We start from the raw sequence: 13,144 nt of genomic DNA on the forward strand, positions 1-13,144 counted from the left end.
CATCGGCGGACAACGTCTCAATGAGGAGTCACCCGTATGGACCGACGAGGGTTCTTCCGACCGCACGACGCATGGGTCGGCGACGTCATCCCCTGGCAGGAGGACGGTCGCTTCCACCTCTTCTACTTGTACGAATCGCGCCGCATCCCCCGGCCCGGAATGCCCTGGCACCGCGTCGTCACCGATGACCTCGTGACCTTCACCGAGACGGGCCCGGCACTGTCGTCCGGGGGGACGGATGCCGCCGACTTCAACGTCTACACCGGCAGCGTCGTCGTGGCCGACGGCATCCATCACGTCTTCTACACCGGTCAGAATCCGAATCGTCGCGGTGCCGACGGGCTCCCGGTGCAGGTGGTGCTCCACGCCACGAGCGGCGACGGCATGCAGACCTGGGACCGCCACCCCGAGCACACCTTCGGCGCCACCCCCGGATACGAGACGGCCGACTGGCGCGACCCGTTCGTCTTCCGCGACGAGGTCGCCGGACTGTGGCGCATGCTCATCACGGCGCGCCACACCGACGGACCCGAACGCCGCCGCGGTGTCATCGCCCAGTGCGTGTCGCACGACCTGCGCACCTGGGAACCGGTCGAGCCGTTCTGGGACCCCCGTCGGTACATCGCGCACGAGTGCCCCGAGGTGTTCGAGTGGAACGGCTGGTGGTACCTCGTCTGGTCCGAGTTCAGCGAGTCCTTCACCACCCGCTACCGCGTCTCGCGCAGCCTGCACGGGCCCTGGAGCGTTCCGGAGAACGACACACTCGACGGTCGGGCCTACTACGCCGCGAAGTCGGCCGCCCGAGACGGACGACGGTTCTTCTTCGGGTGGATCTCCTCGCGCGAGGGCGGAACCGACGAGGGCGCGTGGCAGTGGGCCGGCACGCTGTCGGTCCTCGAGGCGGAACAGAACCCCGACGGCTCCCTGCGCTTTCACCCGCCGAGAGAGCTGGCCGACACCTTCGACACGAACGTCGTCGGTCTGGCATCCGGAACCGTGCTCACCGCGGCCGACGGCTATCGCGACCTCGTGATCCCCGGAGAGATCCCCGCCCGCTTCCGCGTCGACGCCGTCGTCGACATCGCGCCCGGCACCACGGAATGCGGCGTGCTGCTGCGGGCGAGCCCCGACGGCGACGAGGGGTACGTCCTGCGACTCGAACCTCGACGCAACCGCGTGGTGTTCGATCGCTGGCCACGACCGCGCACCGGCGGCGAGCAGTGGCAGATCTCGGGCGACGTCCCGTTCGCGGTCGAGCTCGAACGCCCCCTGCCCCTGCCGCCCGGCCCGCACCGCATCGAGGTCGTCGTCGACGGCGACCTGTGCGTCGCCACCGTCGACGGAGCCGTCACCCTCAGCACGCGGCTGTACGACCGCACCCATGGTGCGGTGGGAGTCTTCGTCGGCGAAGGGTCCGCCACGGTCCTCTCGCTCGAGGTCACGACGGGCTCCCCCGGCGAACGCACGAACACGCTCCGCGACGACGACGTCCTCGTCTCGTCATAACCGATCCCCGCATCCGCACCACACATCACGCACCACACATCAATGGAGATAGACATGGTCCACCACGCCTGCACGGCATCCTGGGTCGCCCTGGTCGCCGTCGCCGCCCTCTCCCTCTCCGGCTGCGCCGGCCCGGGCGCCGGCGGCGATCCCACCGACGTCAACCCCGAGGGGGAGATCAAACCCCGCGAGATCTCGTGGCTGCTCTCGCGTCCCGCCGACGGCGGGGTCATCACCGCGATGCAGAAGATCGCCGACGAGTACGCCGCAGCCCACCCCGGATTCTCGCTCAACCTCATCACCACGCCCGACCGCCCCAGCTACATCCAGAAGTACGAGACGCTGGCCGCCGCGAACAAGCTGCCGGAGCTCTTCGACACGGATGCCACCCCCTTCGCGCAGAAGCTCGCCGAGCAGGGCCGCATGGTCGACGTCGACTTGCTGCTCGACGATCTGGGGATGTCCGACGAGTACCGAGAGGCCGCCCTGAACTACCAGCGCTTCGACGACGGGTCGCTGTACATGGTGCCGTTCGAGTTCCAGCTGGAGTTCTTCTGGTACAACAAGGACCTGCTCGCGCAGGCCGGGGTGTCGGTTCCCGCGACGCTCGACGACTTCGCCCCGATGTGCGAGGCGCTGCGCGCCCAGGGCATCACCCCGATCGCCCTCGACGGAGCCGACGGTTGGCCGCTCGAGCGCTACATGGCGTACTACCCCTTCCGCCAGGCGGGCCCGGAGTACGTGCAGAAGCTCAAGACGGGCGAGGCGAAATTCTCCGACGCCCCGGGCCGCGCCGCCGCCGACTGGCTGTACGGCCTCGGTCAGGCCGGCTGCTTCCAGGAGGGCTTCTCGTCGACCGGCTACGCCGACGCCCAGGCGCAGTTCACCTCGGGCAAGGCCGCGGTCTACAACATCGGCACGTGGGAGCTGGCGAACCTCGCCACCGACAAGCTCGACGCGGGGGTCCGCGACAGCGTCGACTACTTCACCCTCCCCACCCTTCCCGGAGCCGTGACCGCCGACAACGAGTACGTCACGCCCTCGGGGATCGGCATGGCCGTGAACGCCGCGACCTACGACCCGCTCGTGCGCGACTTCCTGGCGTTCGCGCTCGAGCGCTACCCGGCCGAGGTCGCCGCCTCCGGTGCTCTCTCGCCCACCACCGATGTCGAGACCCAGATCCCGGCGAACGCCACACCGTTGTACGACCGAGCGATCGCGCAGGCGAGCGACGTCGGCGAGAAGATCGCCATGCCCTGGGACACGCAGCTCGATCCCGCCACCAACACCCGCCTCCAGCAGGAGCTGACCCTGCTCGTCCAGGGCGACATCACGCCCGACGAGTTCGTGAGCACCATGGATGCCGCCCTGACGGAGAACGTCGGTGGCTGACACGCTCGCACCGAGCCGGCCCCGGGTGACCGGGGCCGGCCGGCCCGCCCCGCGCCGGCGGCCGCTCAGCACCTCGATGCTGCCGCGACGCTCGGGCCTGGCCGTCGCCGTCTTCCTCGTTCCGCCGCTGCTGCTGTACGGCGCGGCCGTGCTGCTGCCGATCGTGCAGTCGCTGATCCTGAGCCTGTTCGAATGGGACGGCATCACCGCCCTGAAGTTCGTCGGGCTCGACAACTACGTGAAGATGTTCACGCGCGACGACGTCTTCTGGACCGCCTTCGGCAACGCCCTCGGCTACCTCGCGATCTGCCTGGTGCTGCAGCTCGGCGGAGCCCTCGCCGTCGCGGGACTGCTCACGGCGCTGCCCCGGGCACGCGAGCTGGTCAAGACGCTCTACCTGCTGCCGGCTGTCATCTCCACCGTGGCGATCGCCTTCCTGTTCATCCGTATCTACTCGCTCGAACCGGTCGGCCTGCTCAACCAGCTGCTCGGCTGGGTGGGGCTCGAGGGACTGCAGACGGCATGGCTGTCGAACGTGCAGACCGTGCTCGCCGCCGTGTCGATCCCCGAGGGGTGGCGCTTCACGGGCCTGTACATGCTCATCATCTACGCGGCCCTCATCGCGGTGCCGAAGGAGCTCGAAGAGGCCGCGCGCCTCGACGGCGCCTCGTGGTGGCAGACGTTCTGGCGCATCCGGTTCCCCTACATCCGGCCCGTCTGGATCACGACCACCGTCATGGCGACGACCTTCGCCCTGCGCGGCTTCGACATCCCGTACCTGCTCACCAACGGCGGGCCCGGACAGTCGTCGGAACTTTTGACCACCTACATGTACAAGACGGCCTTCGTCCACACCGACTACGGCTACGCCAGCGCGATCTCGGTCTTCATCGTCGTGGAGTGCCTGGTCGCCGTGGGCCTGATCTTCCTGCTGCTGCGTCGAAAGGACGCGTGATGAGCACGACACTCGCCCCCACCCCGGTGGCATCCCTTCCCCGCCTGCCCGAGCCGGAGCCGCCCCGCGTGCATCGCACCCCGCGGGTGCGCCTGCAGCGCACCCTGCTGACGATCACGGTCGTGCTGATCGTCGTCGTGCAGGTGTACCCGCTGCTGTGGCTGTTCCTCACGAGCTTCCGCACGGCATCCGACTTCGCCGGCGGCGACCCGTTCGCCCTCCCGCGCGAGTGGACGCTCGAGAACTACTCCCGCGCGTTCGGCACCGGCAACCTGCTGCTGAACATCGGCAACTCCCTCATCGTCACCCTCGGCGCGAGCGCCCTGATCGTGGTGGCGGGCATGATGGCCGCCTACGCGCTGCAGGTGCTGGGCTTCCGGCTCAGCGGGTTCGTGCGAGCGCTGTTCCTGCTCGGCATCATCGTGCCGGTGCAGATCGCGCTCGTGCCGCTGTTCATCGATTACGCGCAGGTGGGACTGCTCGACACCCACCTGTCGATGATCCTGCCGCTGGCCGCGTTCTCGCTCCCGATGGGCGTGTACCTGTTCTCGTCGTTCTACGAGTACATCCCGCGCGAGCTGTATGAGGCTGCTTCTCTCGACGGAGCGGGTCCGTACCGGATCTTCCTGCAGATCACGGCGCCCCTGTCGGTGAACACGATCATCACCGTCGTGCTGGTGAACAGCATCTTCATCTGGAACGACTTCATCTTCGCCAACACGTTCGTGCTCTCCGACGGGCTGAAGACCATCCCGCTGGGCCTGCAGAACTACATCGGCGCCATGGGCAACACCGACTGGACGGCGACGTTCGCCGCGGTGTGCGTCACGGTCACGCCGCTGCTGCTGGTCTTCTTGGTGCTGAACAAGGCGATGATCGCGGGCCTCGAGAGCGGAGCGACCAAGGGATGAACGCAAGGATTGCGTCATGAGCACCACCATGCGCGATGTCGCCAAAGCAGCCGGCGTCTCGGTCGCGACCGTCTCGCACGTGGTCAACGACAAGCCCGGCGCCCGCATCGGCGAAGACGCGCGGCGCCGGGTGCAGGAGGCCATCGTCGCCCTGGGCTACCGCCCGAACGCGCTGGCCAAGACGCTGTCGGAGGGAGGATCCCGCTTCATCGGGCTGGTGGCGGATGCCATCGCCACCACGCCCTTCGCCGGTCAGATCATCCACGGCGCCCAGGACGAGGCCTGGCGTCACGGCTTCGTGCTGCTCGTGGCCAACACCGAGGGCAACGCCGCCGCGGAGAACGACGCGATCGCGATGATGCTGGAGCACCAGGTGCGCGGCATCCTGTACTCCACCTGGTACCACCGCGAGATCGACGTGCCCCCGCCGCTGCAGCACACCGAGACGGTGCTGGTGAACTGCTTCGCGGCCGACGATTCGTTCCCCGCCATCGTGCCCGACGAGGAGCAGGGCGGGCGCACCGCGACCGAGGAGCTGCTGGCGGCGGGGCATCGGCGCATCGCGTTCGTGAACACCACGTCGCCCTCGCCGGCGCGCGTCGGTCGGCTGGCGGGGTACCGGGCGGCCCTCACCGCCGCGGGCGCGGATGTCGACGACGCCCTCGTCTTCGAGGCCTCCCCCGCGCAGGAGGGCGGCTACGACGTCGCCGAGGCCGTGGTCGCCTCGGGGGCCACGGCCGTCTTCTGCCACAACGACCGGGTCGCGATGGGCCTCTACGACGGCCTCCGCGAACGGGGCCTGCGCATCCCCGACGACATCGCCGTCATCGGCTTCGACAATCAAGACGTCATCGCCGCGCACCTGCGGCCGCCGCTGTCGACGGTCGCCCTCCCCCACTACGAACTCGGGGCTGCGGGCGTGCGCACGCTGCTCGGTCTCGAATCCCCCGCCACCGGCGCGCGCCAGTCGGTCGCGTGCCCCGCCGTCTCCCGGGAGTCCGTATGAGCCTTCCCCGCCCGCGCTTTCACCTCGCCCCCGTGCGCAACTGGATGAACGACCCCAACGGGCTCGTCCACACCGGCGACCGCTGGCACGCGTTCTTCCAGTACAACCCCGAGGGAAACGACTGGGGGAACATGAGCTGGGGCCATGCCTCCAGCAGTGATCTGCTGCAGTGGGAAGAACACCCCGTCGCACTGCCGCACCGCCCCGGCGAGCAGATCTTCTCGGGTTCCGTCGTCGCCGGCCCCGACGGAACCCTCACCGCGTTCTACACGAGCGCGTACGACCACGGCATCCAGGCCCAGTCGCGCGCGACCAGCGCCGACGGCGGCTTCACGTGGACCCCGGATGCCGCGAACCCGGTGCTCGACCGCTCGAGCTCCGACTTCCGCGACCCCAAGGTGGTCCGCGTCCCCGGCGGCGGGTGGCTCATGCTCACGGTCGAGGCCGTCGAACGCCGGGTGGTGTTCTACGCCTCCGACGACCTCGTGACCTGGAGGGAGTCGGGCTCGTTCGGCCCCCTCGGGCCGGAGGGCGTCGTGTGGGAGTGCCCGGATCTCGTGCACCTGCCCGTGGAGGACACGGCCGAACGGATCTGGACGCTGCTGCTGAGCACGAACCCCGTCGGCGACGACGCCGATCCCGCGGGCTCCGCGATGCACTACGTCGTGGGCGACCTCGAAGACGGCGTGTTCCGGTCGTCGTCCACCGATCTCCGCCCCCTCGACCACGGCCGCGACTTCTATGCCGGAGTCACCTTCGACAGCGCTCCGGGCGGTGCCGCGGTGATGCTGGGGTGGATGAGCAACTGGCGCTACGCGCACGTCGTGCCCACCTCGCCGTGGCGGGGGGCGATGTCGCTGCCACGCACGCTCGGTCTGAGGCGCATCGACGGGGCGTTGCATCTCGTCCAGCGGCCGCTCCTGCCGCCCACCGCCGCGGGCGATCCGGCACCGCTCACCGTCGAGCCGCACGCGGTGCTCGAGGTGGCGTGGGATCCCGCTGCGACGGGCGCCGTGCGCGTGCGACTGGCCGGAGAAGGGGATGCCACGGTCGACGTCGTCCACGACCCCACGGCCCGCACACTCACCGTCTCGCGCGCGGGTTCCGCCGCCGACGCCCTACATCCCGATTTCTCCGGCGAGCGCACGGCGCCCCTCGCGGGGGCGGCGGGTGCCCTGACGCTCGTCATCGACGGACCGCTGCTGGAGGTGTTCGCCGACGACGGTGCCACGGTGCTCTCGCACCTGGTGACCCTCGGCGGCGGGCCGCTCACCGTCTCTGCCACCGCCGAGACCGCGGTCGTCCCCGCCGTGCGCGTCAGCGCGGTCGGAGACCTCGCCACACAGGCAGGTCCCGCGGCTCCGGCGGCCGCCTGACCGAGATCCCCCCGAACCGCCGTTCACCACCCGGCGGGTGCATCGTCGCGCCCGCCGATCACGAGGAAGTGAGAAGAAATCATGCCGTTCGAGATCTCCCGCCGCACGCTGCTGCAGGGCGCCGGAGCCGGGGCCTTGGGCCTCGCTCTGGCCTCGACCGTTCCCCTGGCCGCCCGGGCACAGACGACATCGCAGCGCGCGGTGTTCCACATGACGCCCCCGACGGCCTGGCTCTGCGACCCGCAGCGGCCGATCGTCTCCGGCGGGCAGTACCAGCTCTACTACCTGCACTCCGACGTCAACAACGGTGCGGGCGGGTGGGACCACGCCACGACCGACGGGGTGAGCTTCACCCACCACGGCACCGTCATGCCGCTGACCGACGGCGTGCCGGTGTGGTCGGGATGCCTCGTCGTCGACACCGCGAACACCGCGGGATTCGGGGCGGGAACGGTCATCGCTCTTGCCACGCGACCGACCGACGGCATCCGCAAGTACCAGGAGCAGTACCTCTACTACTCGCACGACGGCGGTTTCAGCTTCACGATGCTGCCCGACCCCGTGCTGGTCAACACCGACGGGCGCACCGCGCAGACCCCCGCCGAGATCGACAACGCCGAGTGGTGTCGCGACCCGAAGGTGCACTGGGATGCCGCGCGCGGCGAGTGGGTGATGGCGCTCGGTCGCGCGCGATACGCCGGGTTCTACACCTCGCCGAACCTGCGGCAGTGGACGTGGCGGAGCAACTTCGACTATCCCAACCCGCAGCTCGGCGGCATCGAGTGCCCCGACCTTTTCGAGATGACGGCGAACGACGGCAGCCGCCACTGGGTGCTGGGCGCCAGCATGGACGCCTACGGGGTCGGCCTGCCCATGACCTACGCCTATTGGACAGGCACGTGGAACGGCACCCACTTCGTCGCCGACGACCTCACCCCGCAGTGGCTCGACTGGGGATGGGACTGGTACGGCGCGGTCACCTGGCCGAGCATCGAAGCGCCCGACACCAAGCGCCTGGCAATCGGGTGGATGAACAACTGGAAGTACGCCGCGCGCGACGTGCCCACCGACGTCACCGACGGGTACAACGGCCAGAACTCGATCGTTCGCGAGCTGCGACTGCAACGGCAGTCCGGCGGGTGGTACAGCCTGCTGAGCGCCCCCATCGCCGCCCTCGCGGGTCGTGCTACTTCGACCATCATCCTTCCCGACTGCACGGTGAACGGCAGTGCCGTCCTGCCGTGGAATGGGCGTGCGTACGAGCTCGAGCTCGACATTTCGTGGACGGATGCCGCCAACGTCGGTGTCTCAGTCGGACGCTCCTCGGACGGATCGCGCCACACCAACATCGGCAAGTACGGCTCCGACCTATACGTCGACCGCGGCCCGTCCGAACGCAGCGGTTACACGCTCTCGCCGTATACACGTGCCGCCGCTCCGATCGATTCCGCCGCCCGGTCCGTGCACCTGCGGATCTTCGTCGACCGCCAGAGCGTGGAGGTCTTCGTCAACGCCGGTCACACCGTGCTGTCACAGCAGGTGCACTTCCTCGAGGGCGACACGGGGATCTCGCTATACACCGACGGCGGCGCGGCGCAGTTCACCGGGATCACGATCCGCGAGTTCGCTGATCCGGTGTGAGACGGGCATGTCCCACCGCGGCGTCGGTGACGGCGTGTGACGTCGTACACGCGCGACGCCGCGGTGGGAGGGCAGAGTCGAGGCATCCACCGGAACGGAGCCGCACATGACCCTCGACCATCTCGACCACCTGGTGTTCGCCGGCCCGTCCCTCGTCGATGCGGTCGATGAGATCGAACGCCTGACGGGTGTGCGCGCCGCCGCCGGCGGGCGGCACACCACCACCGGCACCGCGAACGCCCTCATCGCCCTGACCGTGGGGGGCGAGACGGGGCGTCGTTACCTCGAGATCATCGGTCCCGATGCCGACGCCGGGCGCACGGCATCCGATATCCCCACGTTCGGTATTCGCGACCTCGACGCTCCCCGCCTCGCCGGGTTCGCCCTTCGTCCCGATGATCTGGATGCCACCGTCGCGCGCCTCCGAGAGCTCGGCGTCGACCCCGGCGACGTGGAACCCCTCGGCCGGCGGCGTCCCGACGGAGTGGAGCTGGCCTGGCGCCTGACCCGTCAGGCGGGCAACGCGTGGAACGGACTGCCCTTCCTCATCGACTGGCTGGACAGCCCGCATCCGGGACTCGGCGACCTGCCCCGCCTCGAACTCGAGTCCTTCCGCGTCACGGCCCCGGCCGAAGATCCTCTCTTCGCCGCCCTGACAGCGCTGGGCCTCGAGCCCGGGGTGGGGGCATCGTCGTTGCGGGTCGAGTTGGGCGGCACCCGTCACACCGTGCTGGCGACCGAATAGCACAGGCGGCGGGACGGCGTCCAGACCCCTGGCGCACGCGCGCATCGCGTAGAATCGTCGGACGCAAGGGGAGTACTCCCTCCGCGACGATCTCGTCAGTACGGTCCACGCCATCGTGGCCCCGGGACGTCGGCCCGCATGACGGGTGGAAGAGACCTTGGTGTTTCGTCGCACCTATTTCCCTTGGAGGCCGCCTTGGGCGTCACACCCCTCGTCTGGATCATCACGATCGCGATCACCATCGCGTTCTTCGTCTTCGAGTTCTTCGCGCACGTGCGCAAACCCCACGAACCGACCATCGGCGAATCAGCGCGCTGGTCGGCGTTCTACATCGGACTGGCGCTGCTGTTCGGTGTCGGCATCGGCGTCTTCTCCGGATGGACCTTCGGCGGTGAGTACTTCGCCGGCTACCTGACCGAGAAGGCCCTGTCGATCGACAACCTCTTCGTCTTCCTGATCATCATGACCGGGTTCGCGGTGCCCAAGAAGTACCAGCAGAAGGTGCTGATGATCGGCATCGTGATCGCGCTCATCATGCGCGGGGCGTTCATCGCCGTCGGCGCCGCCCTGATCTCGAACTTCTCGTGGATCTTCTACATCTTCGGTGCGCTGCTGCTGGTCCTCGCTTATCGCCAGGCGTTCTCGCACGGCGACAGCGACCCCGCGAACGGCAAGTTCATGCGGTTCGTGCGCCGCGTGCTCCCGGTCTCCGACGAGTACAACGACGACAAGCTCACGGTTCGCAAGAACGGCAAACGCTTCGTCACCCCGATGCTGCTGGTCATCATCGCCATCGGCTTCATCGACCTCGTCTTCGCGGTCGATTCCATCCCCGCCATCTACGGCCTCACCAACGAGGCGTACATCGTGTTCACCGCGAACGCCTTCGCCCTCATGGGGCTGCGCCAGCTCTACTTCCTCATCGGCGGTCTGCTGGAGCGTCTCGTATACCTCGCGCAGGGTTTGGCCGTGATCCTCGCGTTCATCGGCGTCAAGCTCGTGTTCCACGCCCTGCACGTGAACGAACTGCCCTTCATCAACGGGGGCGAGCCGCTGCTGTGGGTGCCCGAGATCCCCATCTGGTTCTCGCTGCTGTTCATCGCCGCGACCGTCGCCGTCGCGACCTTCCTCAGCCTGCGAAAGACCCGCAACGACAGCCGCAAGAAGGAGCGCGAGACCTTCGACGGCGAGAAGATCATCCACGCCCCGGAGGACTGATCGTCCGCGAAGGGCTCGTGACCCCGGTCACGGGCCCTTCGCCGTTCCTGCCGCATCCCGCGGTCGAACGCAACCCCGGCGAGCGCGTCATCGCGTCACCCTACCGTGGCGGGCATGACGCGATTCGGCTACACCCTCATGACCGAGCAGAGCGGCCCGCGGGCGCTCGTGGACTACGCCGTCGGCGCCGAGCGCGCCGGCTACGACTTCCTCGTCTCCAGTGACCACTACTCCCCCTGGCTGACCAGCCAGGGCCACGCCCCGTACGCCTGGACGGTGTTGGGCGCCGTCGCCCACGCGACCACCGACGTCGAACTCATGACGTACGTGACCTGCCCGACGGTGCGTTATCACCCGGCGGTCGTAGCCCAGAAGGCTGCCACGCTGCAGCTCCTGTCCGACGGACGCTTCACCCTCGGACTGGGTTCGGGCGAGAACCTCAACGAGCACGTCGTCGGTGAAGGCTGGCCGGCCGTGCACGCGCGTCAGGACATGCTCGTCGAAGCCATCGAGATCATCCGCGCCCTGCACACGGGCGAGCTCGTGACCTACGACGGCGAGTACTTCCGGGTCGACTCGGCGCGCGTGTGGGACGCCCCCGACGGCGGCGTTCCGATCGGCGTCGCGGTGTCGGGCGAGCACTCCATCAAGCGCTTCGCTCCCCTCGGCGACCACCTGATCACGACCGAGCCCGACCGCGACCTCATCCAGGGCTGGGACGAGCACCACGACGGCTCATCGCGCAAGATCGGGCAGATCCCCATCAGCTGGGACCCCGACGAAGACGCCGCGATCGCCCGCGCGCACGACCAGTTCCGCTGGTTCGCCGGCGGGTGGGCCGTCAACGCCGATCTGCCGACCCCGGCGGGTTTCGCCGGCGCATCGCAGTTCGTGCGCCCCGAAGACGTTGCGGAGTCCATCGCCTGCGGCCCCGACCTCGATGAGCTCGCCGAGAGCGTGCGCCCCTTCATCGACGCGGGCTTCACCGACATCGCCATCGTGCAGGTGGGTGACGAACAGCAGCAGCGCTTCGTCGACGAGATCGCCGCGCCCCTGCTGGAGAAGCTGCGCGCTCTCTGAGCCCGAGCCGGGGCCGCGCCACCGGGCACGGTCGGCTCCGCGGCCCCGGCACCACGCGGCCTCAGCGCGCGACCTGCCCGGTTTCGACAATCCACTGCTCCAGCCGCCAGGCGGGCAGACGGAAGACGCGGGCCACCGCGCCGACGGGGAAGCGCCCCTCCACGACCGCGGCGACAGCGAACTCCCGCAGCGAACCGAAAGGCCGACCGTTCAGCACCCCTTCACCCAGGTCGGCGAACGTGCGCGGTTGACGTCGTCCGGATGCCGGGGGCACCGCGCGGGGCGGGAGAGCACGCGGGTCCGGAGCACGGACGTACGTGGACACGACCACGTTCGCCGGAGCAGGTGCGGCGACGGGAGCGGACGGTGGTGTGACCGGCATCCAGGGGGCGGGGGGAAGCTCCCCCGTTCCGATCGCGGGCGGCGCGACGCGGGCACCGGTCGTGGCCCCCTGGGCGAGGTCGACGGCCTCATCGGGCGTGAGCGGAGCAGCCTGCGCCGCGGTCCACGGCGCCGGGGTAAGCTCGCCGCCCCACGCGCCCGGCGTCGCATCGGGCGAGGCGGGCGCGTCGGAGCCGCCGCACGCCGGCAGCACGACAACGGCACCGAGCAGCGGCAGGCAACGACGGATGCGAGACATCGCGTCGAGTATCCCAGCCCCGCCTGCGCGGCGGCGGCTCCGCACGGGGAACCCGGGCAGGGAACCCGGGCAGGGCCCCCGCGGGACGGCCCCTCGCGGGTGGCCGCTGACCGGACGCGCACTGGAGCCCCGGGGAGGACGACCTCAGGCGTCGCCGCGCAGGTCGCGGAAGAAGCTGTCGACGTGCGCGCGCAGCGATTCGATGCGCCGATCCCGTGCCGCGGCCACGTCATAGCCGAGGTACGCGGGAGGATCGAGTCGCCGGACGTTGCGCGAGCATTCGAAGCCCGCACACAGCAGCGTGCCGACGGTGTTCCCGGCGCGCCCCGCCTTTCCGGCGCGACGGGCGGAGAAGAGCACCACGTCGTTGGGCAGCGTCACGTCGGAGCACCAGGAGCATTGCGGACGCGATCGTGTCGCCTGTTCGGCCTGGCGCAGCTGCAGACCCACGGGCGCGCCATCGATCTCGGCGACGACGAAGCCGAGCAGCGGTGACTTGGGGTCACGCCACCCCACGTAGTCGAGACGATCCCAGTCGGACTCGTCGAAAGCGGCGGGCACCACGATGGCGTTGCGCTCCCGGGTCGAGACGTTGACGAAGGCGGAGCGGATGGTGGATGCGGAGAGAGCGAGCATGAAAGGACTCCGAAGAGAGTGCCGGCTCGAGAGCCGGA

Annotated in this window: 12 protein-coding genes; 10 read left to right on the forward strand and 2 right to left on the reverse strand. The window is 69.4% G+C overall.

The window, feature by feature from the left end:
* Nucleotides 1–36: 36 nt before the first annotated feature.
* From QE412_RS09190 to QE412_RS09235, 10 genes are all read left to right on the forward strand, one after another.
* A complete protein-coding gene (locus QE412_RS09190; RefSeq protein WP_307482610.1) occupies nucleotides 37–1,506 on the forward strand; it encodes a family 43 glycosylhydrolase in 1,470 nt (489 codons plus the stop codon).
* Nucleotides 1,507–1,560: 54 nt separating this feature from the next.
* Nucleotides 1,561–2,898, forward strand: a complete 1,338-nt coding sequence (locus tag QE412_RS09195) for an ABC transporter substrate-binding protein (protein ID WP_307482612.1) — start codon at nucleotides 1,561–1,563, stop codon at nucleotides 2,896–2,898.
* Between the two features lie 76 nt (nucleotides 2,899–2,974).
* The gene (locus QE412_RS09200; protein WP_307487114.1) at nucleotides 2,975–3,853 is read left to right on the forward strand and encodes a carbohydrate ABC transporter permease; all 879 of its coding nucleotides are present in this window, start codon (nucleotides 2,975–2,977) and stop codon (nucleotides 3,851–3,853) included.
* A complete protein-coding gene (locus tag QE412_RS09205; protein ID WP_307482615.1) occupies nucleotides 3,853–4,764 on the forward strand; it encodes a carbohydrate ABC transporter permease in 912 nt (303 codons plus the stop codon). The genes QE412_RS09200 and QE412_RS09205 overlap by 1 nt, the downstream gene beginning before the upstream one ends.
* A gap of 16 nt (nucleotides 4,765–4,780) precedes the next feature.
* On the forward strand, nucleotides 4,781–5,770 hold the full coding sequence (locus QE412_RS09210; protein WP_307482617.1) for a LacI family DNA-binding transcriptional regulator: 990 nt from the start codon (nucleotides 4,781–4,783) through the stop codon (nucleotides 5,768–5,770).
* Nucleotides 5,767–7,146 (forward strand): glycoside hydrolase family 32 protein, encoded by a 1,380-nt coding sequence (locus QE412_RS09215; RefSeq protein WP_307482620.1) that lies wholly within the window; start codon nucleotides 5,767–5,769, stop codon nucleotides 7,144–7,146. Before QE412_RS09210 ends, QE412_RS09215 begins: the two co-directional genes overlap by 4 nt.
* Before the next feature lie 81 nt (nucleotides 7,147–7,227).
* Nucleotides 7,228–8,787 carry a glycoside hydrolase family 32 protein gene (locus QE412_RS09220; RefSeq protein WP_307482621.1) on the forward strand — a complete coding sequence of 520 codons (1,560 nt, stop codon included), beginning with the start codon at nucleotides 7,228–7,230 and terminating at the stop codon, nucleotides 8,785–8,787.
* Between the two features lie 106 nt (nucleotides 8,788–8,893).
* Nucleotides 8,894–9,532, forward strand: a complete 639-nt coding sequence (locus tag QE412_RS09225) for a VOC family protein (RefSeq protein WP_307482624.1) — start codon at nucleotides 8,894–8,896, stop codon at nucleotides 9,530–9,532.
* Between the two features lie 195 nt (nucleotides 9,533–9,727).
* Nucleotides 9,728–10,750, forward strand: a complete 1,023-nt coding sequence (locus tag QE412_RS09230; RefSeq protein WP_307482627.1) for a TerC family protein — start codon at nucleotides 9,728–9,730, stop codon at nucleotides 10,748–10,750.
* A 114-nt stretch (nucleotides 10,751–10,864) separates the two neighbouring features.
* The gene (locus QE412_RS09235; protein ID WP_307482629.1) at nucleotides 10,865–11,830 is read left to right on the forward strand and encodes an LLM class F420-dependent oxidoreductase; all 966 of its coding nucleotides are present in this window, start codon (nucleotides 10,865–10,867) and stop codon (nucleotides 11,828–11,830) included.
* Nucleotides 11,831–11,891: 61 nt separating this feature from the next.
* Here QE412_RS09235 and QE412_RS09240 read toward each other — a convergent pair whose 3' ends face one another.
* Nucleotides 11,892–12,470, reverse strand: coding sequence for a hypothetical protein (locus tag QE412_RS09240; RefSeq protein WP_307482632.1), 579 nt, complete (start codon nucleotides 12,468–12,470; stop codon nucleotides 11,892–11,894).
* Between the two features lie 144 nt (nucleotides 12,471–12,614).
* Nucleotides 12,615–13,106: an FBP domain-containing protein gene (locus tag QE412_RS09245; RefSeq protein ID WP_307482635.1), complete on the reverse strand. Its 492-nt coding sequence runs from the start codon at nucleotides 13,104–13,106 to the stop codon at nucleotides 12,615–12,617.
* Nucleotides 13,107–13,144: the final 38 nt, after the last annotated feature.

Source organism: Microbacterium trichothecenolyticum (genome assembly GCF_030818955.1).
Lineage (GTDB): Bacteria > Actinomycetota > Actinomycetes > Actinomycetales > Microbacteriaceae > Microbacterium > Microbacterium trichothecenolyticum_B.

Coding starts and splice junctions, on each gene's coding strand:
- QE412_RS09190 (WP_307482610.1), top strand. CDS start 37: ATGGACCGACGAGGGTTCTTCCGACCGCACGACGCATGGGTCGGCGAC.
- QE412_RS09195 (WP_307482612.1), top strand. CDS start 1,561: ATGGTCCACCACGCCTGCACGGCATCCTGGGTCGCCCTGGTCGCCGTC.
- QE412_RS09200 (WP_307487114.1), top strand. CDS start 2,975: ATGCTGCCGCGACGCTCGGGCCTGGCCGTCGCCGTCTTCCTCGTTCCG.
- QE412_RS09205 (WP_307482615.1), top strand. CDS start 3,853: ATGAGCACGACACTCGCCCCCACCCCGGTGGCATCCCTTCCCCGCCTG.
- QE412_RS09210 (WP_307482617.1), top strand. CDS start 4,781: ATGAGCACCACCATGCGCGATGTCGCCAAAGCAGCCGGCGTCTCGGTC.
- QE412_RS09215 (WP_307482620.1), top strand. CDS start 5,767: ATGAGCCTTCCCCGCCCGCGCTTTCACCTCGCCCCCGTGCGCAACTGG.
- QE412_RS09220 (WP_307482621.1), top strand. CDS start 7,228: ATGCCGTTCGAGATCTCCCGCCGCACGCTGCTGCAGGGCGCCGGAGCC.
- QE412_RS09225 (WP_307482624.1), top strand. CDS start 8,894: ATGACCCTCGACCATCTCGACCACCTGGTGTTCGCCGGCCCGTCCCTC.
- QE412_RS09235 (WP_307482629.1), top strand. CDS start 10,865: ATGACGCGATTCGGCTACACCCTCATGACCGAGCAGAGCGGCCCGCGG.
- QE412_RS09240 (WP_307482632.1), bottom strand. CDS start 12,470: ATGTCTCGCATCCGTCGTTGCCTGCCGCTGCTCGGTGCCGTTGTCGTG.
- QE412_RS09245 (WP_307482635.1), bottom strand. CDS start 13,106: ATGCTCGCTCTCTCCGCATCCACCATCCGCTCCGCCTTCGTCAACGTC.